At 66.2% G+C, this 24,662-nt stretch carries 24 protein-coding genes, 1 tRNA gene and 2 pseudogenes; 10 read left to right on the forward strand and 17 right to left on the reverse strand.

What is annotated here, in order from left to right:
- Positions 1–156: 156 nt before the first annotated feature.
- Positions 157–471: pseudogene (locus tag NYP18_RS09575) on the reverse strand (DDE-type integrase/transposase/recombinase); the annotation flags it as partial.
- On the opposite strand from NYP18_RS09575, the pseudogene NYP18_RS15600 reads away from it, so the two are divergent.
- A pseudogene (locus NYP18_RS15600) lies at positions 458–613 on the forward strand (ATP-binding protein); the annotation flags it as partial. The pseudogenes NYP18_RS09575 and NYP18_RS15600 sit on opposite strands and share 14 nt — an antisense overlap.
- 70 nt (positions 614–683) lie before the next feature.
- Here the strand turns inward: NYP18_RS15600 and NYP18_RS09585 are convergent.
- Both NYP18_RS09585 and NYP18_RS09590 read right to left on the reverse strand, forming a co-directional pair.
- On the reverse strand, positions 684–1,091 hold the full coding sequence (locus tag NYP18_RS09585) for a hypothetical protein (protein WP_259427975.1): 408 nt from the start codon (positions 1,089–1,091) through the stop codon (positions 684–686).
- A 74-nt stretch (positions 1,092–1,165) separates the two neighbouring features.
- Positions 1,166–1,420 (reverse strand): hypothetical protein, encoded by a 255-nt coding sequence (locus NYP18_RS09590; protein WP_259427976.1) that lies wholly within the window; start codon positions 1,418–1,420, stop codon positions 1,166–1,168.
- A gap of 666 nt (positions 1,421–2,086) precedes the next feature.
- Here NYP18_RS09590 and NYP18_RS09595 point away from each other — a divergent pair.
- Positions 2,087–2,446 carry a WhiB family transcriptional regulator gene (locus NYP18_RS09595; RefSeq protein ID WP_259427977.1) on the forward strand — a complete coding sequence of 120 codons (360 nt, stop codon included), beginning with the start codon at positions 2,087–2,089 and terminating at the stop codon, positions 2,444–2,446.
- A gap of 127 nt (positions 2,447–2,573) precedes the next feature.
- Here the strand turns inward: NYP18_RS09595 and NYP18_RS09600 are convergent, their stop codons facing one another.
- On the reverse strand, positions 2,574–3,335 hold the full coding sequence (locus NYP18_RS09600) for an SDR family oxidoreductase (protein WP_369415252.1): 762 nt from the start codon (positions 3,333–3,335) through the stop codon (positions 2,574–2,576).
- Here NYP18_RS09600 and NYP18_RS09605 point away from each other — a divergent pair.
- Together NYP18_RS09605 and NYP18_RS09610 are read left to right on the forward strand one after the other, a co-directional pair.
- Positions 3,310–3,984, forward strand: coding sequence for a TIM barrel protein (locus NYP18_RS09605; protein ID WP_259427978.1), 675 nt, complete (start codon positions 3,310–3,312; stop codon positions 3,982–3,984). The genes NYP18_RS09600 and NYP18_RS09605 overlap by 26 nt on opposite strands.
- A complete protein-coding gene (locus NYP18_RS09610; RefSeq protein WP_259427979.1) occupies positions 3,981–4,511 on the forward strand; it encodes an NUDIX hydrolase in 531 nt (176 codons plus the stop codon). Before NYP18_RS09605 ends, NYP18_RS09610 begins: the two co-directional genes overlap by 4 nt.
- A gap of 1 nt (position 4,512) precedes the next feature.
- Here NYP18_RS09610 and NYP18_RS09615 read toward each other — a convergent pair whose 3' ends face one another.
- Genes NYP18_RS09615 through NYP18_RS09635 form a run of 5 tightly spaced genes read right to left on the reverse strand, consistent with a single transcriptional unit; the run spans position 4,513 to position 8,350 of the window.
- Entirely contained in the window at positions 4,513–5,277 is a 765-nt protein-coding gene (locus NYP18_RS09615) for an amino acid ABC transporter ATP-binding protein (protein WP_369415253.1), read from the reverse strand.
- Positions 5,274–6,179 (reverse strand): amino acid ABC transporter permease, encoded by a 906-nt coding sequence (locus tag NYP18_RS09620; protein ID WP_259427980.1) that lies wholly within the window; start codon positions 6,177–6,179, stop codon positions 5,274–5,276. Before NYP18_RS09620 ends, NYP18_RS09615 begins: the two co-directional genes overlap by 4 nt.
- The gene (locus NYP18_RS09625; protein WP_259427981.1) at positions 6,176–7,072 is read right to left on the reverse strand and encodes an ABC transporter substrate-binding protein; all 897 of its coding nucleotides are present in this window, start codon (positions 7,070–7,072) and stop codon (positions 6,176–6,178) included. Before NYP18_RS09625 ends, NYP18_RS09620 begins: the two co-directional genes overlap by 4 nt.
- A complete protein-coding gene (locus tag NYP18_RS09630) occupies positions 7,069–8,016 on the reverse strand; it encodes a DUF368 domain-containing protein (protein ID WP_439648080.1) in 948 nt (315 codons plus the stop codon). Before NYP18_RS09630 ends, NYP18_RS09625 begins: the two co-directional genes overlap by 4 nt.
- A 40-nt stretch (positions 8,017–8,056) precedes the next feature.
- On the reverse strand, positions 8,057–8,350 hold the full coding sequence (locus NYP18_RS09635) for a hypothetical protein (protein WP_259427983.1): 294 nt from the start codon (positions 8,348–8,350) through the stop codon (positions 8,057–8,059).
- Positions 8,351–8,407: 57 nt separating this feature from the next.
- Between NYP18_RS09635 and NYP18_RS09640 the strand changes: the two genes are divergently transcribed.
- A complete protein-coding gene (locus NYP18_RS09640; protein WP_259427984.1) occupies positions 8,408–10,432 on the forward strand; it encodes a glycoside hydrolase family 3 protein in 2,025 nt (674 codons plus the stop codon).
- A gap of 55 nt (positions 10,433–10,487) precedes the next feature.
- On the opposite strand, the gene NYP18_RS09645 is transcribed toward NYP18_RS09640, so the two are convergent.
- From NYP18_RS09645 to NYP18_RS09655, 3 genes are all read right to left on the reverse strand, one after another.
- Positions 10,488–10,973, reverse strand: coding sequence for a hypothetical protein (locus NYP18_RS09645; protein ID WP_259427985.1), 486 nt, complete (start codon positions 10,971–10,973; stop codon positions 10,488–10,490).
- 605 nt (positions 10,974–11,578) lie between these two features.
- Positions 11,579–12,064, reverse strand: coding sequence for a hypothetical protein (locus tag NYP18_RS09650; protein WP_259427986.1), 486 nt, complete (start codon positions 12,062–12,064; stop codon positions 11,579–11,581).
- Between the two features lie 169 nt (positions 12,065–12,233).
- Positions 12,234–12,307, reverse strand: a tRNA-Leu gene (locus NYP18_RS09655).
- A 117-nt stretch (positions 12,308–12,424) separates the two neighbouring features.
- Between NYP18_RS09655 and polA the strand changes: the two genes are divergently transcribed.
- Together polA and NYP18_RS09665 are read left to right on the forward strand one after the other, a co-directional pair.
- Positions 12,425–15,025: a DNA polymerase I gene (gene polA, locus NYP18_RS09660; protein ID WP_439648081.1), complete on the forward strand. Its 2,601-nt coding sequence runs from the start codon at positions 12,425–12,427 to the stop codon at positions 15,023–15,025.
- Between the two features lie 41 nt (positions 15,026–15,066).
- Positions 15,067–15,660, forward strand: a complete 594-nt coding sequence (locus tag NYP18_RS09665; RefSeq protein WP_259427987.1) for a hypothetical protein — start codon at positions 15,067–15,069, stop codon at positions 15,658–15,660.
- Here NYP18_RS09665 and NYP18_RS09670 read toward each other — a convergent pair.
- Positions 15,601–16,353 (reverse strand): class I SAM-dependent methyltransferase, encoded by a 753-nt coding sequence (locus tag NYP18_RS09670; protein WP_259427988.1) that lies wholly within the window; start codon positions 16,351–16,353, stop codon positions 15,601–15,603. The two genes, NYP18_RS09665 and NYP18_RS09670, sit on opposite strands and share 60 nt — an antisense overlap.
- Before the next feature lie 204 nt (positions 16,354–16,557).
- Here NYP18_RS09670 and rpsA point away from each other — a divergent pair, with 204 nt between their 5' ends.
- Positions 16,558–18,018: a 30S ribosomal protein S1 gene (gene rpsA / locus NYP18_RS09675; RefSeq protein ID WP_259427990.1), complete on the forward strand. Its 1,461-nt coding sequence runs from the start codon at positions 16,558–16,560 to the stop codon at positions 18,016–18,018.
- 419 nt (positions 18,019–18,437) lie between these two features.
- On the opposite strand, the gene NYP18_RS09680 is transcribed toward rpsA, so the two are convergent.
- On the reverse strand, positions 18,438–18,590 hold the full coding sequence (locus tag NYP18_RS09680; protein ID WP_259427991.1) for a hypothetical protein: 153 nt from the start codon (positions 18,588–18,590) through the stop codon (positions 18,438–18,440).
- Between the two features lie 334 nt (positions 18,591–18,924).
- Between NYP18_RS09680 and NYP18_RS09685 the strand changes: the two genes are divergently transcribed.
- Positions 18,925–20,928, forward strand: coding sequence for a glucose PTS transporter subunit IIA (locus NYP18_RS09685; RefSeq protein WP_259427992.1), 2,004 nt, complete (start codon positions 18,925–18,927; stop codon positions 20,926–20,928).
- Here the strand turns inward: NYP18_RS09685 and NYP18_RS09690 are convergent.
- The gene (locus NYP18_RS09690; RefSeq protein WP_259427993.1) at positions 20,925–21,620 is read right to left on the reverse strand and encodes a hypothetical protein; all 696 of its coding nucleotides are present in this window, start codon (positions 21,618–21,620) and stop codon (positions 20,925–20,927) included. The two genes, NYP18_RS09685 and NYP18_RS09690, sit on opposite strands and share 4 nt — an antisense overlap.
- A gap of 44 nt (positions 21,621–21,664) precedes the next feature.
- Between NYP18_RS09690 and coaE the strand changes: the two genes are divergently transcribed.
- Entirely contained in the window at positions 21,665–22,270 is a 606-nt protein-coding gene (coaE, locus tag NYP18_RS09695; RefSeq protein WP_259427994.1) for a dephospho-CoA kinase, read from the forward strand.
- Between the two features lie 75 nt (positions 22,271–22,345).
- Here the strand turns inward: coaE and xylB are convergent, their stop codons facing one another.
- Together xylB and NYP18_RS09705 are read right to left on the reverse strand one after the other, a co-directional pair.
- Positions 22,346–23,734: a xylulokinase gene (xylB, locus tag NYP18_RS09700; RefSeq protein WP_259427995.1), complete on the reverse strand. Its 1,389-nt coding sequence runs from the start codon at positions 23,732–23,734 to the stop codon at positions 22,346–22,348.
- Positions 23,731–24,600: a DeoR/GlpR family DNA-binding transcription regulator gene (locus NYP18_RS09705; protein WP_259427996.1), complete on the reverse strand. Its 870-nt coding sequence runs from the start codon at positions 24,598–24,600 to the stop codon at positions 23,731–23,733. Before NYP18_RS09705 ends, xylB begins: the two co-directional genes overlap by 4 nt.
- Positions 24,601–24,662: the final 62 nt, after the last annotated feature.

Raw genomic sequence — 24,662 nt, forward strand, 5'->3', positions numbered from 1 at the left:
TGGGGATCGTGATGTGCCTGACATCCAAGAGGCTACCCAGTAATGTGTCCCGGGTCACGAAATTGGCGAAAGTTACGTGAATCGGTGCTGCTGCAAAGTTGAGCCAGGGTCGAAGAGTTCAATCTCGGGGCATCAGTTGTCTGTGCTCGGGGATGCTTAAGCTGCCTTGAATATCCGGTTGAAGATCCCAGCGTCTGGGGCCGGGTGGCCGTTGGTGAACATGGTGCCCTGGCCTGTCCGTAATGAATGCATCGCTTCCATTCCTGTCAACGTCCGGTAGGCGGAAATCCGGTTTTTGATCGCTTCCTTCGGCCCCGGGATCCGTTTCCGCCGTCCGTGATCGCCTTCGGGCACGTTGCCCGGCCCAAGGTATTTCACCTGCCGGTGTTCCACTGTCGGCGGGCAGATTCCCTCCGCCTCCCACTCGGCAATTGCCTTGGCCAGGACTGGTGTCTTGTCGGTGTTGTGCACCCAGTATGCGAAGAGGGGCTGGCATCAGAGGCTCGGGTCCGGGGTGCATGCCGATGCGAGCATGGACCGGATCGCGCACAACACCATCTGGGTCGACACCGGCACCCGCAACATGCGGGAGCACGTCACGATGAGCCAGTAGGAAACACCCACCGCCGGCCGGCGGCCCCCATCCCCATTATGGGGACACCATCAAAGTAACGGGGAGGGCTTTAGCGGACCTCGAAAAGCACGTCGTCTCCGGCCAGCACGCCCATCGCACTACGCGGGCGAAGACGGACGTTGCCCTGTGTCACGCTGTCCCGTGAGAGTGACACCTCGCCGAACTCACCAACCCGCAGGGTAGGGGCAAAGTAATGGATCGGAACATCCTCGAAGCTCGCTTCCCAGGAGCACATCACCGTGACCTCACCCGGCCCCGGGGGGTTGTTCGACACGTGCTCGTCGGCTCTCAGTTGCGATACCCCCAGTGTCTTCCCGTTGGAATCGCGAAGGGCAACCTCGTCACCAGTGCTGAGCCAGCCGTCGAAATACGAGCAGCTTTCCTGCCCTGCCCCCTGCCTGTCGACCTGGTCTGAGTATCCGCTCACTGTCACCTGCAGAGCGGTGGTCTGGTCCATCGCTGCGCACCCCGCCAGGGTGGCAACAGCACCTACGGCGGTGAACACCTGGATCTTCTTCGGCAGGCCAAGACTTATCCCATTGCCGCCAGGTCCCCCGGCAGGTCGCATGACAACCACGTCAGACCCCCCTCCACTATGTGGGCGGGCCACTCGGAGGTCTCACGTAACTGGAAGCCCTCGGGAAGGTCCTTGACCCCACCCGCAGCCACTGCAAGATAAGGAAGGGCCTCGGCTGCAGCCCAGACATGCACCTCCGGGAGACCGATGAGATCAGCCACGGTGAGCACCCGGTCGAGTAACTGACGGGCCGTGGCCCTGTCTGTCACCTCATCCACATACACGGCCCGGTCTGAACCTTCTGCGAGCGCAACAAGGGGAACGTTTCCCCCACTGGTAAACATAAAAAAATGCTAACGCATTCCGCGTCAGGTAATTGTTTATATTCACTAATTGTTATGAAAACGTCGCCCCCGAGGGGTTCGGAGGGTGTCTGGTCAGCGCGAGGTGCAGCTCCGGGCGATGGCTTCTCCATCCCGCAGGGTTGCCAACCCGGAAGGGCTCTCCTGCTTGCCTATTGGCCGTGCGGGCCTGCTGACACTGTCCTGCCCGGCGTCGAGAACTGGATGGATCGTAACCGGATCGGATGGGGTCAGGGGGTGGGGGCATCGTTTCCCCGCGGCCCTGACGGCTTGCCCGTGGCGACAGGGCTGCCGCACCTCAGGGGGTGATTGCTTGAAGATGGCAGGGTAATCATTCTCCGCCAACTGCCCCGTCAGCTGAACTTTGCGTTGCCGCCGCCCTTTCTTCAGCGTCGAAAATTAGTGGGACACCTTGGGTGTGATCCTCCCCGGCTGCTTGATGTGGCAAGCGGCGGGGGCGTCGCGCGGGGGGAGGGACCCTCGACACATTCACAGTTGTTTACTAATTTTATGGCAGGCAATCAGCAGAATTGAGCAAGCAGTCCCGGGTTCAATCCCGTAGAGGAGAGTCAGATGACCACGTCCCTTCACCGCACACGTAGGCCCAGTTCCCCCGTATGGGATGCTCCCGCGCGTCCGGAAAACAAGGGATCTCTTGATGAAAGGGAGGACTGGATCCTCAACGCCCGGTGCCGCCAGGAGGATCCCGAGGCGCTTTTCGTGCGCGGTGCACAACAGCGAAAAGCGGTGGCGATCTGCCGACCCTGCCCGGTCCTGGAGCAGTGCCGGGCCGAAGCGTTGGATAGGCGGGAGGAGTTCGGTGTGTGGGGTGGTCTGACGGAGCGTCAACGCCGTGCCCTGTTGCGGCAGAATCCTCATGTGGAGAACTGGGGGCAACATCTCGCCACTGGTGGTGAGCCGCTCGGTATCTAAGTCCCTGCTGCGGGAGCCCCCGGGGTACCGGTCATCCGGTGGCTGGCGGACGGGGTGGGAAGTGGACGCGGTCGTCGTACGTTGGCTGCGGGCGGGGGTTCGGGGGTTCGGACCTGCTGCCCTGCAGCTATCCCCGGCCCAGGTAGGGCATGCCCGCAGCCGTCACGGTCACCTGGTCCACGCTCACATCTGCCGGCATCGCGGCCACCGCGACGAGCAGACGGGCAGCCTCGGCGGCGTCGAACATCGGCTCGGCACCGGTGAAGGAACCCAGCAGCGCGGTGCGCACGTTCCCGATGTCCAGCTCGGTCGCCGTGATGCCGTAGGGGCGACCGTCCAGGGATGTCGAGACCGTCAGGCTGGCCACCGCCGCCTTCGAGGCAGCGTAGGCACCCACCCCGGCGCGCGGGGAGTGGGCGGCGATGGAACCGTTGTTGATGATGCGTCCGCCCCCGTTGGCGGCCATCCACGCGAAGGCCTGCCGGGTGCACAGGAAGGTACCGGTGATGTTGGTGTCGAGGGTGGCGCGCCACTCGGCAGGGGAGATGGTGTGGATCTCGCCGGTGGGGCCGGGTATTCCGGCGTTGTTGACCAGCAGGTCGAGGCGCCCGTAGTGGCCGGTGATCTCCTGGAAGGCGGCTGCCACGCTGGCTTCGTCGGAGATGTCGCAGGGGACGACCAGCGCGTCGGCAAGCCCCGCGGCGGTCTCCTCGAGGGTGCGGTGGGTGCGCCCCAGCAGCGCGACGGCCCAGCCCTCGGCGGCGAGTGCGGTGGCGAAGGTCCGGCCGAGGCCGCCGCCCGCGCCGGTGACCACGGCAACTTTCCTGTCCATCTTGTCCATGGCTTCATCGTAGAGTGGGGCCATGATCACCGCGATGAACTGCTCCATCGGCCGTGCCAGCCTCACCGAGGGGTTGGAGGCCGCCACGACCACCGACGTGGAACTGTGGTGGCCTTTCCCCGTCCCGGATCCCACGGACGCGGAGATCGACGCCGTGGTGGGGGAGCTGCGCAGCCGCGGGTTGAACCTGGTGGCGCTGAACATGTTCGGCGGTGATTTGGCCGCCGGGGACCGCGGTATCCTGCATGAGCGCGACATGCCGGCCGCGCACCTCGATGCGGTCGAGCGCTTCCACCAGCTGACCGGGGTGCCACGGTTCAACCTGCTCGTCGGCCGCGGCGGGGCGCAGCTGACGGCGCGGCAGGTGGAGCGCTTCGCGGCGGTGGCGGGGGACGTCGATAAGCGCTTCGGGGGAGTGGCCATGATCGAGCCCATCTCCGGTGCGCCGGATTATCCTGTCAAGACGCTTATCGACGCCGCCCCGCTCCTCAACCACGGTGGCCTCCTGCTCGACCTCTACCACCTCGCCGTCAACGACGCCGTGGAGCTCGAGGGGGTGGTGCCCGAGCATGTGCAGGTCGCCGATCTCCCGGGGCGGGGGGCGCCGGGGACCGGGGAGCTGCCGCTGGAGCAGTGGGTGGCGCAGCTGCGCGCCAACGGCTACCGCGGGCACATCGCCGGGGAGTGGCTGCCGTGATCGAACTGTGGGACCTCTTCGACGCCGACCGCCTGCCCACGGGACGTACCGGGGTGCGTCAGGACGGCCTGGTGGACGGGCAGCTGCACGTGGTGGTGCACGTGTGCCTGTTCAACGGGGCGGGGCAGATGCTCATCCAGAAGCGGACGCTGAACAAGAAGGACTGGCCCGGGCTGTGGGACTTCACTGTCGGCGGCAGCGTGCACGCCGGGGAGAACAGCCGGCAGGGCGCGATGCGGGAGGTGCGCGAGGAACTGGGCCTGGACATTGACCTGGCGGGTGCCCGCCCGAGCTTCACCTTCAACTTCGAGTACGGCTTCGACGATTTCTACCTGCTGCACCGGGACGTGGATCTGGCACAGCTGGCCGTGCCGAACGAGGAGGTCGAGCAGGTGCGGTGGGCGGACCTCGATGAGGTGCTCCACCTGGTGCGCACGGGCCGGTTCCTCAACTACCGGGAATCGGCCGTGCGCTTCATCTTCGATTTCGTGGGCCACCGCAACATCTTCGACCCGCGGGGATTCTGAATCAGAACAGCGAGGACAGGAAGGCGCGGGTGCGGCCCTCCTGCGGGTTGTCCAGGACCTGCTCCGGGGAGCCGGCCTCGATGACCTTGCCGCCGTCCATGAACACGACGGTGTCGGCGACCTCGCGGGCGAAGCCCATCTCGTGGGTGACCACCATCATGGTCATGCCGTCCTCGGCGAGCTGGCGCATGACACGCAGCACCTCGCCGACCAGTTCCGGGTCGAGCGCGGAGGTGGGTTCGTCGAAGAGCATGAGCTTGGGTTCCATGGCCACGGCGCGGGCGATGGCCACGCGCTGCTGCTGGCCGCCGGAGAGCTGTACGGGGTAGGCGCCGGCCTTGTGAGCCAGGCCGACCTGCTCGAGCAGCTCCAGGGCACGCTTCTTCGCTGCAGCCGCGGAGTGGCCCTTGACGTGGATCGGTGCCTCGATGATGTTCTCCAGGACCGTGCGGTGGGGGAAGAGGTTGAACTGCTGGAAGACCATGCCGATGTCAGCGCGCTGGCGGGCGGCCTCCTTCTCGGAGATCTCGTGGAGCACGCCGTTGCGCTCCCGGTAGCCGATGAGCTCGCCGTCGACGTAGAGGCGGCCGGCGGTGACCTTCTCCAGGTGGTTGACACACCGCAGGAAGGTGGACTTTCCGGAACCGGAGGGGCCGATGAGGCAGGTCACCGTGCCCGTGGGCACCTGCAGGTCGATGCCTTTGAGCACCTCCAGCTGGCCGAAGGACTTGCACACCTGCTGGGCGTCGATCATCAGGTCGGTCACGGGGTCTCCTTCACGGTGACGTTGCCGGGGATGGTGCCCTCGGCGTCGGCGAGGGCGGCGAGCTGGCGGGCGGTCAGTTCCCGGCGCGCGCCCTTCTCGAAGTGCTTCTCCAGGTAGTACTGGCCGACCATGAGCAGTGAGGTCACGGCCAGGTACCAGGTGGCGGCGACCAGCAGCATGGGCACCGGGTCGAACAGTGCGGCGGCGATGTCCATGGACCGGCCGTAGAGTTCGAGGGTGTAGGGGATGGCCACCACCAGGGAGGTGGTCTTGAGCATGGAGATCAGTTCGTTGCCGGTCGGCGGGATGATGATGCGCATCGCCTGCGGCAGGACGGTACGCCGCATGGTCAGCGACCAGCTCATGCCCAGTGCCTTGGAGGCCTCCATCTGGCCCTCGGGCACAGAGGAGATGCCGGAGCGGACGATCTCGGCCATGTAGGCGGCCTCGTTGAGCCCCAGGCCCAGCACTGCCAGGAGGAAGGCGTTGCGCAGCAGCGGTTCGAGTTCGATCTCGGTGAAGCCGACGTTGATGGACTGGTAGAGGGAGCCGAGCAGGCCCCAGAAGACCAGCTGCACGTAGACGGGGGTACCGCGGAAGACCCACAGGTAGGCCCAGGCCACGCCGCGCAGCACCGGGTTGGGGGACATCCGCATGACAGCGAGGGTGGCGCCGAGCACCACGCCGAGGATCATGGCCAGGACGGTCAGCGCCAGGGTGTGCAGCGCGGCGGTGGCGATGCGGGTGTCGAAGAGATAGGCCCGGTAGATCTCCCAGCCGTAGGCCTCGTTGTTCAGGGCGCCGATGACGAACCAGGCGGTCAGGCCCAGGACGATGGCGGCCAGGATCCAGCGGCCGGGATGGCGCAGGGGTTTCGCCTGGATGGGGGCGGGGGTGCTCACGCGTCAATCTCCTTCTCGTTGATCATGGCCTGCTCCACCAGGCCGGTCTCCACGCCCCACTGGGCGAGGATGCGCTGGTAGTCGCCGGTGTCGATCAGGTGCTGCAGGGCGGTGGCCATCGCCGGGCCCAGTTCGGAATCCTTGGGTACGGCCCAGCCGTAGGGGGCGGCGGCGAACATGTCGCCGGTCAGCTCAAGCCCCTCGTCGGAGCGGGCGACCGCCCAGGCGGTGACAGGGGAGTCGGCGGACAGGGCGTCGGCACGCCCGAGCAGCGCGGAGAGCGCGGCGTTGTCGGAGGTATCGTAGGACAGGATGGTGATGGGCTCCTTGCCCGCCTCCTCGCAGGCCTGCGCCTTCGGCCGGACGTCGTCGGTCTCGGAGACGGTGGTGCGCTGCACCGCGACGGTTAAACCGCAGGCGTTCTCCGGGTCGACGTCGGTGCCGGTGGGCTGGGCCCACTGGATGCCGGCGTAGAGGAAGTTGATGAAGTCAACCGAACGGCGGCGTTCCTCGTTGTCGGTGAATCCGGAGGTGCCCACGTCGAGGGTGCCGGCCTGCACGGCGGGGATGATCAGGGCGAAGTCCTGCTCGACGGGGCGGAACTCCAGGCCCATCACCGCGGCGGTGGCACGCACCAGGTCCATCTCCATGCCGACGATCGCGCCGTCGGAGTCCTTGAGTTCAAAGGGTGCGAAGGGCGGGTTGGTGCCACCGCTGAGCACGCCGTCGGCGGCCACGGATTCGGGCACCATCGCGGCGATCTCGGGCACGGCTTCCGGGATGATGGGGGTCCAGCCCTCGGGGTGGACCTCCTCGACGTTGGTCACGCACGCGCTCAGGCTCATCGACGCCGCCGCGATCACCGCGAGAGCACTCCACCGGCGTCTGCTCATGCCGGCACGGACTCCTCGACGACCGTGGACTCGCGGGCCCGGGAGGTGGTGGCGATGCGGTCGGCGATGATGAAGGCGGCGACGATGACCGCCCCGATGACGGTCACGCCGACGACCGTCCACACGTTCTCACCCGGTGCCAGCAGCTCCGCGTCCTCGGACTGCCAGGGCCACAGGGCGCGCAGGGAACCGAGCATGAGGCCGGACATCAATGCCAGGGTCAGGGTGCGGTGGTGCTCCAGCACCCAGGTCAGGCCGCGGATGAACAGGGCGATACCGACGAGGGCGCCGGCCATGAACGTGAGGATGACAGCCCAGTCCCGGTCGGACAGGGAGGCCATGATCGGGTTGTACAGGCCGAAGGCCAGCAGCAGGAAGGAACCCGACAGGCCCGGCATGGCCAGGGCACATACGGCGACGGCCGCGGCCAGGAAGACGATCACCAGGGAGGGGTCCTCCTGCGGGGCAGAGGTGAAGCTGGTGCCCAGGAAGGCCAGCACCGCGCCCACGATGAACAACGGGACGGCCACCGGCAGGCGGCGGCGCAGATCCTGCGGGTCCATCATGCCCACCGGCACGAGGATGGACACGGCGACCATTCCGAGGAACAGGCCGCGGGCCACCTCGGGGTAGCCCTCGACGAAGGTGACCAGCACCGTCGACATGGAGAACACGGCCGTGACCATGCCCACGCCCACGGCGATGAGGAACCACCAGTCCACCTGGGAGAACTGGCGGCGCAGGAGCTGATTGCCGGTGTTGAGCGCACGCTCGTAGACACCGATGATCAGCGCGACGGTGCCGCCGGAGATACCCGGCACGAGCTCGGCCATGCCGATGAGGGCGCCGCGGATGAGGTTGGCCACGACGTGCAGCGGGGTGCGCGGAGTCTTGGCTGGATAATGATGGGGGGTGGTCATGGCTTCTCGGCGCACGCCTTCCATGGTCAGAGGGCTCGAAATTTCAGCCCTTCAGTGTACGGGACTAGCGCACATGCGCTGAGACAGCCTGGACGATACCGCCGATCACCACGACGCCCACGATGCCGATGAGCCAGTCCCGGCCCAGCAGGATGGCGGCCTCGCGCTGCTGTTCCGGGGACGGGTTCGAGGAGAGCATCTCCGCGCCGGTGGACCCCAGACGCAGCTCAGCCGGAACCTCCTGCACCTTCGAGTTCACCTCGGGAGGGAGCAGGGAGGACGGGCCGGCCTGCGCAGCGGGTGTGAAACCCAGGGCGAGGGCGGCTGCGGTGGTCAGGGAAATCAGTGTGCGGCGCATACGGCTGAATCCTACCGGGAGGGGGAAGTCTGAGGTGCGCGCCGATACGCTGGGTCCATGACTGCCACCATGCCCATTCAGCCGACCCTGGGCAGCCGGACCGGCCGCCTGATCACCCGGGACGACCTTGAGTTCCGTGACCTCAACGGCGACGGGGAACTCAACCCCTACGAGGACTGGCGGCTCAGGCCCGGGGAACGCGCCGCCGACCTCGTCCAGCGCATGACCCCGGCGGAGAAGGCGGGCCTGATGATCATCGGCTCCCACCACCCCGGCTACTCTCCGTTCCTGCCCCATGCCGAGGAGGGGCGTGTCCTCAACCACAAGGATGTCTGGCGCGACGCCAACCCCATCACCTCCCAGCCCTACCCGGAACCGGTGCTGGTGACCTCCGCCACGGACAACGCCATCAACCTCCGCCACCAGCGCTTCCTCATCTGCCGCGACAACCTCGAACCCGCGGACCTGGCCACCTGGACCAACACCGTCCAGGAGGTCGCGGAGAACTCCCGCCTGGGCATCCCGGTGGTCTTCGCCTCCAACCCGCGCAACCACGTCGCCCTGGTCGCCCTGGTCGGCGTCAACGAATCCGCCGGTGTGTTCTCCGAGTGGCCCCACGAACTCGGCCTCGCCGCCCTCGGCGATGCGGACCTCATGGAGACTTTCGGAGCGGAGATCGCCAGGGAGTGGCGTGCCGGGGGACTGCACAAGCTCTACGGTTATATGGCTGACGTCGCCTCCGAGCCGCGCTGGTCGCGTTTCAACGGCACTTTCGGTGAGGATGTCGAGCTGGTCACGGCCTACATCGGCAACATCGTGCGCGGCATGCAGGGCCGGGAACTGTCCGCGACGTCGGTGGCCACCACCATCAAGCACTTCCCGGGTGGTGGCGTGCGTCTCGACGGCCACGACCCCCATTTCGAGTGGGGCCAGACCAATGAGTACCCCACCGAGGATGCCCTGGAGAAATACCACCTGCCGCCCTTCCAGGCGGCGTGCGTGACTGGTGCCAGCTCGATCATGCCGTACTACGCCAAGCCGGTGAACACCTCCGCCATCCAGCTTGACGAACAGTTCTGGGCCGGGCCCACCACTCAGTTCGCGGAGGTCGCCTTCGCCTACAACGCGGTCTTCCTGGAGCAGCTGCTGCGCCGCCGCATGGGCCACCGCGGTTACGTCAACTCCGATTCCGGCGTCATCGACGCCATGGTCTGGGGCGTCGAGGACCTGACCAAGCCCGAGCGCTTCGCCGCGGCCGTCAAGGCCGGCACGGACGTCTTCTCCGACATGTCCGACCCCTCTGAGCTGATCAGGGCCATCGAGCAGGGGTTGCTCAGCGACGCCGACCTCAACCAGGCCTGTACCCGGCTGCTCACCGAGATCTTCGCGCTGGGGCTTTTCGAGAACCCCTACGTCGATGTTGAGGGCGCCGCCGCGATCATCGGCGGCGCGGAGGTCGCCGCGCTGGGGGAGAAGGCCCAGCGCCAGTCCGTCACCCTCCTACGTTCCGACGGGCTGCTGCCCCTCGACCTGGCCCGGGCCGTCAAGGTGTACCCGTTTGTCACCGGCCGCACCCTCACCGACGACGTGCAGATCAAGCTCGTCGACTCCATCGGGCGCGTGTGGGCGGGTGCCGAGATTGTCGACGACCCTGCCGAGGCCGACATCGCCCTGGTCTGGGCCCGCCCCGAGATCGCGCTTTTCGAGGACGACCGCGCAGGCGTCGCCCTGTCCGTCGACCCGCGCGCCAACGGCGTCGACGTGGACCGCGTCCGGGAGATCGAGCAGACCGCGCCCACCCTCCTGGTGGTCAACTTCACCAATCCCTGGCTACTTGGTGAGATCGAGCCTGATGCGGCCGCCGTCATCGGCACCTTCGAGATCCACCCCGACCACCTGCTGCGCTCCCTGTCCGGGGAGGACGGCGGCCCGGCCGGCCGCCTGCCGATGAGCCTGCCCGCTGACGTGACGGCCATCGAGAACTCACCCCGTGACGTCCCCGGCAAATACTGTGGCGAGGACTACCCCTACCGCGACCGGGACGGCAACACTTATGCACAAGGTTACGGCCTGAGCTTCTGAGCCCGGACGGGGTGGAACCCCCACCGGATGGTGGGGGTTATGGGGTGGGTGGGGGTCAGTGGAAGAAAGCGATGTTGACGTAGTAGTAAGTGGCATCGCTGTGGACGTGGACTCCGTATTCCTTGTCGTGGTTCCATCGGGAATTATTGTTGAGCCAGGCGATGAGGGGGCCGTGGTTATTCCGGTTCACCCGGAAGAACACGTGTTCGTCCCAGTGGGGGTGTCCGGTAGTTCTGATGATTCGCTCAACACCGCTGGCCACATCCGACCAAGTGCCGGTGATGTTGGTAGTGCGCGCCTCTGTGTTGCGAAGGGCGACATTCTTGCCAGTGCTTCTTTGGGCATAGCCTTCAGCTGCCCTGTGGAGTTCCTGTTCTGCGTTGACAGGGGCGCCGGGGATGCCACCTGGGAAGAGGTGGGACGAGATGTCTCCGATGCCGCCTGGGGCGGGGTATGAGGTTGCGGACGCGACTCCGGTGCCGGCAAGAGTTAGTGCGACGGCGGAGCCGATGACTGTGAGGGTACGTGTGATCTTGTGCATGATTTGACCTTAACCCAGAAATTAAGTGCCACAGATCACATTGCTGGATCGTTATACGTTGCATTTGCTGAGGTCAGCGGTAGTTTTTCCGACTTTCACATAGATGGATGCTGAGCCTGGTCGGGAGTGGGGGTTCGCAAGTTTTGCCCAGGGCCTGGCGTGGCGACCATTCTTTATTGGGTGGGGCAATCATTTGCACTGTCTGGGCCTATATGTCTGTAGTTTCGGCCATGTCGCTCATGGTTGATTGCTGCTGCCGCTCTAACTTTGCCGGTGTTGCAATCTTCTCAGGGGGCTGCGGTCGCCGGGAGGCTGAGAAAAGGGGAAGCCCCTCAGGGGAGGGGCTGGCTGGAAGTTGGGGACGCCGTTGCGGAAGTCGTTGACCATGTTCCGGTACTTCTTCACCTCTACCTGATAAAGGCGGTGGTGGGTGCCATCGACGGGGAGGTTCGGCCCCCTGACCGCGTTCCGCGCGCTGGTGCTCGGGCTAGCCGGTCCAGGGGGTCGGGACCGTCGACGCTGGATGACTGCATCGGCTCGTTGTCTGGGCCTTTTCGGCAAAGGTGAAACCCCCACCGGGGTGGCGGGGGCTGGGGTGGATGGGGTCAGCGCTGGAAGGCGACGGTCACGTAGACGTGGTCGCCGTGGGTCCGGGCATGGACACCGTACTTACCGTTCCGGAATTCGTCCAGGCGACCGGAGTTGTTGAAGTCCCGGACCATGTTGCGGTACTTGTTCCGTTCCACCTTGTAGAAGCGGTAGTGGACATGGTTCCAGTTGGAGGTGTGGATCTGGGTGCCGTCAACGCTTGACCAGCGCCATTCGTTATCTCTGGGCAGGTGAGCGTCCCGGGCGTGGTTGTTGAGGCTGTCACGGTGGTTGCCGGTGGTGCGCCGTGCCCAGTCGGCGGCGGCGTCGCGAAGCTCGCGCTCCGCGTGGGCATTGTGGTCAGGACGGTCGGGTTCACCGATCCAGGAGGAGAGCCTCTCCAGATCGCTGACGCTGGACTGTGCGGAGGCAACGCCCATTCCGGAGAAGGTCAGGGCGGCGCTGGAGGCGAGGACTGTGAGGGTGCGCGTGAACTTCTTCATAGCATTCATATTAACGCTTCGGCATGTGTCAGAGGTCACGAAAAAGAGTCTTGTCGGAATCGATTTCCTCCAAGACCCCGGGATGTGGCGTGGGATAGGTCCCGACCAAGCCGGAGACGCGAAAATCCCGCGCCACCACATGAGTGGTGGCGCGGGATCTCGCACAGAGTGCCCCCGGTGGGACTCGAACCCACACTGCACGGGTTTTGAATCCGTTGCCTCTGCCAATTGGGCTACGGGGGCAACAAGGGAAGAGCTTAGTGCACGGGCCTGCCGGTGGTGCAATGGGCCTGGCTACACTTGGACAGCGTGACTGAGACGACCGAGAACAACCGCCTTCTGCTCATTGACGGGCACTCAATGGCCTTCCGTGCCTTCTATGCCCTGCCTGCCGAGAACTTCTCCACCACGGGTGGTCAGCACACCAATGCGGTGTACGGATTCCTGTCGATGCTGGCGAACATCCTCGCCGAGGAGAAGCCGGGGCATGTGGCCGTCGCCTTCGATGTGGGGCGCAAGACCTTCCGCACGGAGATGTTCCCCGAGTACAAGGCGCAGCGGGAGGCCTCGCCGCCGGAGTTCAAGGGGCAGGTGGACATCCTGCAGGAGGTTCTGGGCACGCTCGGCATCCAGACGTTGAGCAAGGCGAACTATGAGGCCGACGATATCCTCGCCACGTTGGCCACCGCCGCGGAGCCCCTGGGCTATGAGACGCTGATCATCACCGGCGACCGGGATTACCTCCAGCTGGTCAATGAGAACGTCACGGTGCTGTACCCGATGCGCGGGGTGTCCAACCTGCACCGCTTCACCCCGGCGGCTGTCGAGGAGAAGTACGGGCTGACCCCGGCGCAGTACCCGGATTTCGCCGCCCTGCGCGGCGACCCGTCCGATAACCTGCCCAACATCCCCGGCGTGGGCGAGAAGACCGCCACCAAGTGGATCCTGCAGTACGGCACCCTGGACAACCTGCTCGAGCACGCCGATGAGATCAAGGGCAAGGCCGGCGAGAACTTCCGCGAGCGCCTGGAGCAGGTCCGTCTCAATCGCCGGCTCACGCACATGCTCACCGACATGGAGCTGCCGGTCGGCCCGGACCAGCTGACGCTCAAGCCGGCGGATGTCGCGGAGGTGGCCAGGCGTTTCGACGACCTCGAGTTCGGCGCCAACCTGCGCGAGCGCGTCCTGGCCGCCGTGCCCACCGAGGGCACCGTCGAGGCCGGTGTCGAGCTTGCCGACGTCACCGTCGACGACACCCCGCTCGCCACCTGGCTCGCCGAACGTCAAGGCCAGGGGCTTGCCCTGTATGTGAAGGGTGTGGGCACGCCGAACCAGGGGGATGCGACGGCGGTGGCGATCGTCGATAAGCAGCGGCACGCCGTCAGCGCCGAACTCGCCGAACTCGATCCCGCGGACGAAAAGGCCCTGGCCGAGTGGCTGGCCTCCGACTCCCCGAAGTATCTCCACGAGTCGAAGGCGGCCTTCCACATGTTCGCCGGGCGCAGCATGGAGCTGGGCGGCGTCGTCCACGACACCGCCATCGCCGCCTACCTGCTGCGCCCCGGCCAGCGCACCTACGACCTCAAGGACATCTACCAGCGTCACCTGCAGCGCCAGCTCGCTGAACCGGAGGACCAGCTCTCCCTCCTCGGGGACACCTCGCTGGTCGACTCCGCCGCTGCCATCCTGGAGCTCGCGGAGGAACTGACCCGCCAGCTCCAGGAGATCCAGGCCTTCGAGCTCTACCACGACATGGAGATCCCGCTCGCCGGCATCCTCGCCCGGATGGAGGCCACGGGTATCGCGGTGGACGTCGCCACGCTCGAGGAGCAGCTGGCGAGCTTCGTGGAGCAGGTCGCCGAGGAGGAGGCCGCCGCACGCGAGCTTGCCGACGACCCCGCCCTCAACCTGTCGAGCCCCAAACAGCTGCAGGTCGTCCTCTTCGAGACCTTCGGGATGCCCAAGACGAAGAAGACCAAGACCGGCTGGTCCACCGCCGCCAAGGAGATCGAGCAGCTCGCGCTCAAACACCCCCACCCCTTCCTCGACCACCTGCTCGCGCACCGCGAGTACCAGAAGATGAAGACCACCCTGGAGGGGCTGATCAAGACCGTCCAGCACGACGGCCGCATCCACACCACCTTCAACCAGACCGTCGCCTCCACCGGACGTCTCAGCTCCACAGAACCGAACCTGCAGAACATCCCCGTGCGAACCCCCGCCGGCCGGAAGATCCGCTCCGCCTTCGTCGTCGGTGAAGGTTACGAGTGCCTGCTCACGGCCGACTACTCGCAGATCGAGATGCGCGTCATGGCGCACCTCTCCCAGGACCCCGGCCTGATCGAGGCGTACAAGGCGGGCGAGGACCTGCACAACTACGTCGGCTCCCGCGTCTTCGAGGTCCCCATCGACCAGGTCACCCCCGAACTGCGACGCCGCGTCAAGGCCATGTCCTACGGCCTGGTCTACGGACTGTCCGCCTTCGGGCTCTCCCAGCAGCTCAACATCCCCGCCGGGGAGGCCAAGGGCATCATGGACAACTACTTCCAGCGCTTCGGCGGCGTCCAGCGCTACCTCGCTGAGGTCGTCGACCAGGCCCGCAAGGACGGCTACACCTCCACCCTCTTCGGCCGCCGCCGCTACCTGCCGGAACTCAACTCCGACAACCGCGTCGCCCGCGACAACGCCGAACGCGCCGCACTCAACGCCCCCATCCAGGGCACGGCCGCCGACATCATCAAGGTGGCCATGATCCGCGTCGACCGCGAACTGCGCGCCGCCGGGGTGAAATCCCGGGTACTGCTGCAGGTCCATGACGAACTCGTCGTCGAGATCGCGCCGGGGGAGCTCGAGCAGGTCCGCGGCATCCTCGAACGCGAGATGGACTCCGCCATCACCCTGCGCGTGCCCCTGGAGGTCTCCGCCGGTGCCGGCGCCGACTGGGATGAGGCGGCACACTGATCCGCCTTGCGACGACCGCGGACATCGACGCCGCGGCCGAGGTGCTTGCCGACGCCTTCCGCGGCGAGGCCCTGTTCCGCGCACTGTCGGCCGATGCGGAGCTGCGGGCCCGGGTGCTGCCGGTCTACTTCCGGGGTGAGGTGCGCGCGGCTGCCGCTGCCGGCGACGCCTGGCTGCACCTGACCGCGGACGGGGAGGTCACCGGGGTCGGCCTGTGGCGCAGCGGGCGGGGCTGGTCGGCCTCCCTCCGCGACCAGCTCGCCCTCGGCCGGGCGGTGCTGCGGCATGCCGGCCCGGTGGAGGGCATGCGTATCGCACGCCGCTCCGCACGGCTCATGCGGGCCACCACCCACCCGGGGACATACTCCTACCTGCGGTGGCTCGGCGTCGGCCCCGCCCGCCAGGGCTCAGGCAGCGGCCGGGCGCTGGTGGAGCACGGCTACCGCACCTACCCGGGGCCCTATCTCCTGGAATGCGTGGACACCCTGGTCGGCTATTACTCGGACCTGGGCTTCCGGGAGACGGGGGTCATTGACGTCAGCCGGGACGCGCCGGTGCTCCATGTCATGGAGAGCTCAGGCCAGCTCCGCGACGAAGATCGCGGTGCCGGGGAAGATCCGGCCGCGTTCGGGTGACCACTGGCCCCAGGTCCGGGTCAAGGCCTCCGGCCACTCCGGTTCGACGATGTCGAGCAGCCGGAAACCGGAGGCGACCAGCGAGCGGACCCAGTCGCCGATGGTGCGGTGGAACTCCGCGTAGGTGACGGTGCCGGCCTCGTCCGTCTCCACGTACTCGCGCTCGAAATAGCTGATCTGCGCCTCGAACTCCGTCGGATCATCGGGGAAGATCCAGCGCATGGGGTGGGTGACGGAGAAGACCAGGCGGCCGGCGGGGCGCAGGACGCGGGCGGTGTCGGCAAGCACCGGCGTCACGTCGGGGACGAAGGGGAGCGCTCCGAAGGCGGAGAAGACGACGTCGAAGGAACCGTCCCGGTAGGGGAGTGCCTGCACATCGGCCTGGGCCAGGGGGACGGTGCCGTCCGCATGCGCCAGCATCTCCCGGGAGATGTCGAAACCAGTGACGAAGCCGACGCCGTCGCGGGCCAGCCACGCGGAACAGGGGGCGGAGCCGCAGCCGAGTTCGAGAACATTCAACCCGCGGACATCACCGAGCAGGCGCGCCTGCTCCTCGGTGAGCATCTCCGGGGACCAGTGGAAACCCTCGAGGTAGGCGTCGTGGCGGGCGTGGTAATCGGCGGCATCCTGGTCCCACCAGGAACGGTTGGCCGAGGCTGCTGCGTCAGGTGTGGTGGGTGAGGTCAGTCGCATGAAATCCTTTTCCGTGGTAGTTGCTCCCCCGCGGGTGAGAAGGTAGGGTTCTAGGCGCGTGTCTGTGCTTTGCGGTGCTACGGGCTGTAATAGGAGGGCCTGGGCAGTTGCGGGGTGAGATCGACCCGCCGGACAACGGCGGATACCGAGAGACACGTTCCTGCCCACTTTCTATCTCCTATCCAACCCGGAGCAACTCAACACATGTCCAACACCACTACCCCTCAGGTTGCCATCAACGATATTGGCACCGCTGAGGACTTCCTCGCCGCCGTCGATGCGACCATCAAGTACTTCAACGATGGCGACATCGTTGAGGGCACCGTCGTCAAGGTCGACCGCGACGAGGTTCTGCTTGACATCGGATACAAGACCGAGGGCGTCATCCCGTCCCGTGAGCTGTCCATCAAGCACGACGTCGACCCGGACGAGGTCGTCGAGGTCGGCGATCAGATCGACGCACTGGTCCTCACCAAGGAGGACAAGGAGGGTCGTCTGATCCTCTCCAAGAAGCGCGCACAGTACGAGCGTGCCTGGGGTGCGATCGAGGAGCTGCAGGAGAAGGACGAGCCGGTCACCGGTACCGTCATCGAGGTCGTCAAGGGCGGCCTCATCCTGGACATCGGCCTCCGCGGCTTCCTGCCGGCCTCCCTCGTCGAGATGCGTCGCGTCCGCGACCTGGACCCGTACATCGGCCAGGAGCTCGAGGCGAAGATCATCGAGCTGGACAAGCACCGCAACAACGTGGTCCTGTCCCGCCGCGCATGGCTCGAGCAGACCCAGTCCGAGGTCCGCTCCGAGTTCCTGCACCAGCTGCAGAAGGGCCAGGTCCGCAAGGGCATTGTCTCTTCCATCGTCAACTTCGGCGCCTTCGTCGATCTCGGCGGTGTCGACGGCCTGGTTCACGTTTCCGAGCTGTCCTGGAAGCACATCGACCACCCGTCTGAGGTCGTCACCGTCGGCGACGAGGTCACCGTCGAGGTTCTCGACGTCGATCTCGACCGCGAGCGTGTCTCCCTGTCGCTGAAGGCGACCCAGGAGGACCCGTGGCGCGTCTTCGCCCGCACCCACGCTGTGGGCCAGATCGTCCCGGGCAAGGTCACCAAGCTCGTCCCGTTCGGCGCCTTCGTCCGCGTCGAGGAGGGCATCGAGGGCCTGGTCCACATCTCCGAGCTGGCACAGCGCCACGTCGAGGTCCCGGACCAGGTTGTCACCGTCGGCCAGGAGGCCATGGTCAAGGTCATCGACATCGACCTCGAGCGTCGTCGTATCTCCCTGTCCCTCAAGCAGGCTGACGAGGACTACACCGAGGAGTTCGACCCGTCCAAGTACGGCATGGCCGACTCCTACGACGAGCAGGGCAACTACATCTTCCCCGAGGGCTTCGACCCGGAGACCAACGAGTGGCTGCCCGAGTTCGACGAGCAGCGCCAGGCATGGGAGGCCCGCTACGCAGAGGCCGACCGTCGCCACCAGCTGCACACCGCTCAGATCGAGCGTCACCGTGTCGCCGCCGAGCAGGCTGCCGAGCAGGCTGCCACCAACTACTCCTCCGAGTCCGAGGATGCAGCTCCGGCATCCGAGGCCGCTCCGGAGACCACCGGTGGTTCCCTGGCTTCCGACGAGCAGCTCGCTGCTCTGCGCGAGAAGCTGGCCGGCAACTAAAGGTTAGTTAGCTCCAGTAACAGTTGACCCCGTCCCCGCCGCATGGTGGGGGCGGGGTTTTCTGCATGATGGGGTCGGTGGGGTCGGTGCTCAGAGGGGGCGTGCAGGATTTATCTCTGCAACTCTGACCAGAAATTCAATATTCCAGACAAGAGTTGCAGAGATAAATTCCTGTCTTCTGACAGAAATCCACGACAACAGTCCCTGGGAGGGACCCATCTACTACAACGACCCGGATGACGATGAACTTTTCGTCCGCAGACACGGAATGAACGTACCCAATTTCGGGAACCGGTCGATCTGGATCCTGGTGGGCATTCTCGCCGGAACCATCCTGCTGATCACCCTGCTCGGTGTGGTGGCAGGGTAGAGGCAGAGCCGGGAGCATGGGGCGGAACGAAAAACCGTGGTGTGGGGAATCAGCCCCCGCACCGCGGTTTTCTCGTCTGCTCCGCCGGGTGGAGCCGGTCGTCGAGGACCGTGGCCTGTTCGCCCAGATCTGTGCGCACGGGCATCACGTTGCAGAAGGACCAGGTGGCGGTGGCCAGCACCGACGGGTGAATTCCGGGCATGGTTGCACCTGGTGTCGGTGGCGGGTGACCTGCGCGGGACGAGGTGGTGGTTATGTCCTGTATCCGCCCGTAGCCCAGCCCGCACAACACAGTGACATGAATCTCAGAAACTCTTCCGTCCGGGCTGGTTCGCGCCTAAGGTTGAGGTCAGTCGAGCTTGTTTCGGCTCAGGTGCCACGGACGAGGTCTCGGCAGGAAATTGCACGAGGAGACTGGTTTCGCGGTCACCGGTTATAACCGGGGCGAGTTCTTCCGGCCCGGACGACACAGATTCACGGTGTGCCGGGAGCAGTCCTGTCGCCGTCACACCTGAACCGACGAAAGGTCTGAACAGATGGCGTCGACGACAACCACCTCCCAACACATCCTCCGTGAGATCGGCGGGGCGGAGAACGTCACCAACCTCACCTACTGCGCGACCCGCCTGCGTTTCCAGTTGCGGGACCAGGGCAAGGTGGACGTCGAGAAGCTGGAGTCCGATCCGGCTGTGCTCGGTGTGGTCAAGCAGGGCACCACCGGCATGCAGGTGGTGATGGGTGGCGGCGTGGCGGAGTACTACAACGAGCTGGTCAAGGAACCTGGGATGGGTGACCTCGGGGAGGAGGGCGCCTCGTCCAAGTCCAAGAAGGAGTACGAGGGGGTGCGCGGCAAGTACTCCTGGGTGGACTACGGTTTCGAGTTCCTCTCCGACACGTTCCGCCCGATCCTGTGGGCCCTCCTGGGTGCCTCGCTGATCATCACGCTGCTGGTGCTGGCGGACACCTTCGGCTGGCAGGATTTCCGCGCGCCGATGGAGGAACAGCCGGACACCTACGTGTTCATGCACGCGATGTGGCGTTCGGTGTTCTACTTCCTGCCGATCATGGTGGGTGCGACCGCCGCGCGGAAGCTGGGGGCGAACGAGTGGGTGGGTGCGGCCATCCCGGCGGCGCTGCTGACACCGGAGTTCCTGGCGTTGGGTGTGGCCGGTGACACGGTCAATGTCTTCGGCCTGCCGATGGTGCTCAACGACTACTCGGGCCAGGTATTCCCGCCGTTGATCGCGGCGATCGGCCTGTTCTGGGTGGAGAAGGGCCTGAAGAAGCTGATCCCGAGTGCGGTGCAGATGGTCTTCGTGCCGTTCTTCTCGCTGCTGATCATGATCCCGGCGACAGCCTTCCTGCTCGGCCCCTTCGGTATCGGCGTGGGTAACGGCATCGCCAGCCTCCTGGAGACGGTCAACGGGTTCTCGCCGTTCATCCTGGCGATTATCATCCCGATGCTCTACCCCTTCCTCGTGCCGCTGGGTCTGCACTGGCCGCTCAACGCCATCATGATCCAGAACATCGCGACGCTGGGCTACGACTTCATCCAGGGGCCGATGGGCGCGTGGAACTTCGCCTGCTTCGGTGTGGTCACGGGCGTGATGGTCATCTCCATCAAGGAGCACAACAAGTCGATGCGCCAGGTCTCCCTGGGTGGCATGATGGCCGGCCTGCTGGGTGGCATCTCCGAGCCTTCGCTCTACGGTGTGCTGCTGCGCTTCAAGAAGACGTATCTGCGCCTGTTGCCGGGTTGTTTCCTCGGTGGTGTGGTGATGGGCTTCTTCGATGTCCGCGCCTACGCCTTCGTGTTCACCTCGCTGCTGACCATCCCGGCTATGGACCCGATCTTCGGTTACGCCATCGGCCTGGCGGTCGCGTTCTTCACGTCCATGCTGCTGGTCGTCTTCCTCGACTACCGCGGCAAGGAGGAGAAGGCGGAGGCACTGGCCCGGATCGCCGCGGAGCGGGAGGAGGCCAGCCGCGCGGAGGATGAGCGTATTGACGCCGCCGACACCGCCGTCGCCACCGGCTCCCCCGAGCGCGTCGTCGCCCCGGGCGACACCTTCCAGATCGGTTCCCCGCTGGCCGGGCGCGTCGTCCCGCTCAACGAGGTGCCGGATGAGGCCTTCGCCGCGGGTGCCGTGGGTAAGGGCATCGCCATCGACCCCACCGGTGACACTGTCGTCGCCCCGGCCGATGGCTCGGTGATGGTGGCCTTCCCGACCGGCCATGCCGTGGGCCTGAAGCTCGACAGCGGGGTGCAGCTGCTGGTGCACATCGGCATCGACACCGTGAAGATGGAGGGCGAGGGCTTTGAACTGCTGGTGGCCAAGGGCGACCGGGTCACCGCCGGCCAGCCCCTGGTGCGTTTCGACCGCGCCGCCATCGAGGCGGCCGGCTACAGCGCCATCACCCCGGTGGTGGTGACCAACCACCGCAAGCTCGCTGACGTCGTGGCGCTGACGGCCACGGGTGAGGTCGCGGTCGGTGATCCGGTCCTCGACGCCACCGCGAAGGTGACCGAGACGGTCTAGATCGGCAGGTCGGTGGGGAACTCCACCGGCTCGTTGATCGAGGTGGTCTCCTGGAGGAAGGCGGTGCCGTCGCCGAAGTCGATGAGCGACTCGATGACGTGCATCTGGTCGTCGAGGGTGATCTCCGCGGCGTAGGTGTCCTCGTCGTCCCGGTATTCCTGGTTGATCCGGAAGACCCGGGCGTCGAGGTCGATGATCTCGACTGAGGAGGTGAGCGGGTCCTCCCAGTACTCCTCGGCATCCACCTCTTCCTCCGCCTCGGTGAGGTCCTCTTCGGTGACCTCTTCCATGGCGGATTCCCACGTGCCGCCGTCGACACGCGTCCACATCTCCTCGGCCGTCTCGAAGGTCTCGTAGGTCATACCGTCGATGACCTCGATGCGCAGGAGCTGCTCGGCCTCGTAGTCGATGTAGGAGGTGTCGGAGTCCCCGTCGAGGGGTTCGCGGGTGGCAGGGTCGACCAGGCGGGAGGTGAATACCTCCGAGGTGACGGTCTCCTCCGCGCGGGTCATCAGCTCGAAGAAGAGGGTTTCGTCGACGGTGCCGTCGGCGTTCAGCGGGATGGCGATCGACCCGTCGGCCTCGGTGGTGACGGTTGTCTCGGTGGTGGGGGAGCTGTCGGTGCCGCAGGCGGTCAGGGCCAGGCCGCAGGCCAGGGCGCCGGCAAGCGCAGTCATCTTGATGTGTCGCATTCGCCTGATCCTAATGCGCTGTGTGCGGGGCTACCATGTAGGACATGATCAAAGTCGGACTCACGGGTGGCATCGGCAGCGGAAAATCAACAGTGACGGGACTGCTTCTCGCCCGGGGCATCCCGGTGGTGGACGCGGACCAGATCGCCCGCGACATCGTCGAACCGGGGCAGCCGGCCCTGCAGGAACTGGCGGAGGCCTTCGGGCCGGACATCATCCGGGCGGACGGTTCACTGGACCGGGCGGGCCTGGCGGCGAAGGCGTTCGTCGATGCCGAGCACACCGCCCTGCTCAACTCCATCACCCACCCGCGCATCGCGGAGGAGACGGCCCGGCGGTTCGCGGCGGCAGAGGAGGCGGGGGAGGCGGCCATCGTCTACGATATGCCCCTGCTGGTGGACAAGGGGCTGGACCGGGGGATGGACCTGGTCGTGGTCGTCGATGTGGACGTGGATGAGCGGGTGCGCCGGCTCGTAGACAAGCGCGGCCTGGATGAGACGGATGTCCGCCGGCGGATCAGCGCCCAGGTACCCGACGACATCCGCCGCGCCGCCGCGGACGTGCTCATCGACAACAACGGACCGATCGAGGCCCTGGCCCCGCAGGTCGACGAACTGGTCGAGGAGATCCGGCGCCGCGCGGCCGCCTGACGGGGCCCGACTGCCCTGGGGCGAAACTCATCATGCGCGCAGCGGTCACGTTCGTACGCATGCCCCCACCCCCTCTCACCAACCTGCAGTAGCCTCCCGCAGCTTCGCGTAGCGGTCGAGAACGTCCTGGTTACGCTCCCGGGTCACCGCGCTGGTGCCGGGAACCGGCCACTGCGGGGGCTGCTCCGCCCCGGACAACACCCAGGCCGCCTGGCGGGCGGCTCCGAGAGCGACGTATTCGGCCGGGTCTGGCACCACGACGTCGACGCCGAAGATCTCCGGTGCGATCGTGCGTACCGCCTCCGACTGCGCTCCTCCACCGATCAACAACACTCGCCTGGCCTCGACACCGGTGGCATTATTGACGGCACCGACAGCATCCCGCAGGGAGCACAACAGGCCCTCGACAGTGGCCCGCGCGAAGTCCTCCCGGGTGGTGGTGCTGGTGAGTCCGACCAGGACGCCGGTGGAGTTAGGACGGTTGGGGGTGCGCTCGCCGTCGAGGTAGGGCTGGAGAACAAGCCCACCGGCGCCGGGCTCACCGGCCAACGCGAGGGCGTCGAACTCATCCCATTCCACGCCGAGCAGGCGGCGTCCCAGCTCCAGCACGCGTGCCCCGTTGAGTGTGCAGGCCAACGGCAGATAGGCACCGGTGGCATCGGCGAAGCCGGTGACCAGACCCGCCGGATCGTGCACACTGTCCGATGCCACTGCCGAGGCGACACCGGAGGTGCCGATGGACACACTGACGTCGCCGGGCTGCAGTCCCAGGCCCAGGGCCGCGGCCATGTTGTCCCCAGTGCCCGGTGCGATGATCGCTCCCCCGGGATTCCCGGCCAGGGTGCCGACCTGTTCATTCGGTCCGGCCAGATCCGGGAGCTCGACGGCGTGGCCGAGTGCCTGTTCCGCGAGTTCCGGTAACCAGCGGCGCTCCCGCGTGCTGTAATAGCCGGTGCCGGAGGCGTCGCCGTGGTCTGTGGCCTTACGCCGGCGGCCGCCCAGGTGCCAGGTGAGGTAGTCGTGCGGAAGCATTACGCTCGCGGTGCGGGCGGCATTCTCCGGTTCGTGATCCCGCAGCCACCGGAGTTTCGTGGCGGTGATGGAGGCGACGTGCAGACTCCCGGTCAGCTCGACGCAGGCTGCCGGGCCGCCGAGTTCCTCGATGAGCTGTTCGGCAGCAGCAGCCGAGCGGGTGTCGTTCCACAGCAGCGCGGGCCGGACCACCTCTCCATGCTCGTCGAGGGCGACCATCCCGTGCTGCTGGCCGGCGACGGAGACAGCATCGGCACGCTCGATCAGGCCGGCGGTGGCGGTGTCCATGGCAGTGAGCCAGGCGGCGGGGTCGACCTCGGTGCCGGTGGGGTGGGAGGCGCGCTGCTGGTCGATGACCTCGCCGGTTGCAGCGTCGACGAGTATCGCCTTGCAGGATTGCGTGGAGCTGTCGATACCCAGTACGAGTGTCATCGGTGGTCTTCCTTTTCTTCCGTCGCGGTGTCGGGGCGGTCATCGTGTCCGGTGCCATCCGGGCCCACAATGTGGATGCGGGCCGGGGACTGTGCCAGCAGTGCCCGTTGGTTTCGGCTGGCCCGCCAGTCGACGACGATGTGATCGAATTCTTCGAGGGAGGCGACGAGGAAGACGCCGGGAGCGTCGAATTTGCTGGAGTCGAGCACGAGCACGCGGGTGGCCCCGATCCCGATGAGTGCGCGTTTCGTGTCCGCGGCCTCCATGTCGGGGTGGAACAGTGCGGCGCCTCCCCCGGAGACGGCGCGTACGGCGGTGGTGGACACAAACGAGATGTCAGCAGACAGGCGGTTCAGCTGTTCCGAGGTGGTCGCCCCGAGAAACGAGTCGGTTTCGGGGAAGTAAAGCCCCCCACAGCCGATCATCCGGATGCCGGTCATCCCGGCGCGGTTGCGGTGATCGCTCATCGCCTTCAGTGAGTGGGTGATCAGGGCCGAGGGGTTGCTCTCGGGGAGTCCCTCCACCAGGGGTTCCAACGTGGTGGAATCGTCGATGGCGACGACCGCCCCCTCCGGGATCAGCCGGAGAGCTGCAGCGCACAGCGCTTCCTTGATGTCGCGATGGAGCTGACGGCGCTGTTCCACCCCGAGTTCGCTCATCGAGGGGGAGACGGAGCGGGCGCCACCCCGGATCCGCTCCAGCAGGTGTTCAGCGGCCAGTGCCTCCAGGTCACGGTGGATGGTCATCGCGCTGACATCGAAGTGCTCCGCCAGCTGCTCCACCCGGGCGGAGCCGTGGCGGGTGACGAAGGCCACGATGCGTTCACGCCGACGCTCCTGGGTGGTGGCGGGGATTACTCGGGTCATGGTGCGAATTTATCATGTTGCTGCAGGAAAAACCACACACGTCTAACATTAAAATGTTAAAT

It is taken from the genome of Corynebacterium lemuris, from assembly GCF_024919295.1.
Lineage (GTDB): Bacteria > Actinomycetota > Actinomycetes > Mycobacteriales > Mycobacteriaceae > Corynebacterium > Corynebacterium lemuris.

Coding starts and splice junctions, on each gene's coding strand:
- NYP18_RS09585 (WP_259427975.1), bottom strand. CDS start 1,091: ATGGACCAGACCACCGCTCTGCAGGTGACAGTGAGCGGATACTCAGAC.
- NYP18_RS09595 (WP_259427977.1), top strand. CDS start 2,087: ATGACCACGTCCCTTCACCGCACACGTAGGCCCAGTTCCCCCGTATGG.
- NYP18_RS09605 (WP_259427978.1), top strand. CDS start 3,310: ATGATCACCGCGATGAACTGCTCCATCGGCCGTGCCAGCCTCACCGAG.
- NYP18_RS09600 (WP_369415252.1), bottom strand. CDS start 3,335: ATGGAGCAGTTCATCGCGGTGATCATGGCCCCACTCTACGATGAAGCC.
- NYP18_RS09625 (WP_259427981.1), bottom strand. CDS start 7,072: ATGAGCAGACGCCGGTGGAGTGCTCTCGCGGTGATCGCGGCGGCGTCG.
- NYP18_RS09630 (WP_439648080.1), bottom strand. CDS start 8,016: ATGGAAGGCGTGCGCCGAGAAGCCATGACCACCCCCCATCATTATCCA.
- NYP18_RS09635 (WP_259427983.1), bottom strand. CDS start 8,350: ATGCGCCGCACACTGATTTCCCTGACCACCGCAGCCGCCCTCGCCCTG.
- NYP18_RS09640 (WP_259427984.1), top strand. CDS start 8,408: ATGACTGCCACCATGCCCATTCAGCCGACCCTGGGCAGCCGGACCGGC.
- NYP18_RS09645 (WP_259427985.1), bottom strand. CDS start 10,973: ATGCACAAGATCACACGTACCCTCACAGTCATCGGCTCCGCCGTCGCA.
- NYP18_RS09650 (WP_259427986.1), bottom strand. CDS start 12,064: ATGAAGAAGTTCACGCGCACCCTCACAGTCCTCGCCTCCAGCGCCGCC.
- polA (WP_439648081.1), top strand. CDS start 12,425: ATGGCCTTCCGTGCCTTCTATGCCCTGCCTGCCGAGAACTTCTCCACC.
- NYP18_RS09670 (WP_259427988.1), bottom strand. CDS start 16,353: ATGCGACTGACCTCACCCACCACACCTGACGCAGCAGCCTCGGCCAAC.
- rpsA (WP_259427990.1), top strand. CDS start 16,558: ATGTCCAACACCACTACCCCTCAGGTTGCCATCAACGATATTGGCACC.
- NYP18_RS09680 (WP_259427991.1), bottom strand. CDS start 18,590: ATGCCCGGAATTCACCCGTCGGTGCTGGCCACCGCCACCTGGTCCTTC.
- NYP18_RS09685 (WP_259427992.1), top strand. CDS start 18,925: ATGGCGTCGACGACAACCACCTCCCAACACATCCTCCGTGAGATCGGC.
- NYP18_RS09690 (WP_259427993.1), bottom strand. CDS start 21,620: ATGCGACACATCAAGATGACTGCGCTTGCCGGCGCCCTGGCCTGCGGC.
- coaE (WP_259427994.1), top strand. CDS start 21,665: ATGATCAAAGTCGGACTCACGGGTGGCATCGGCAGCGGAAAATCAACA.
- xylB (WP_259427995.1), bottom strand. CDS start 23,734: ATGACACTCGTACTGGGTATCGACAGCTCCACGCAATCCTGCAAGGCG.
- NYP18_RS09705 (WP_259427996.1), bottom strand. CDS start 24,600: ATGACCCGAGTAATCCCCGCCACCACCCAGGAGCGTCGGCGTGAACGC.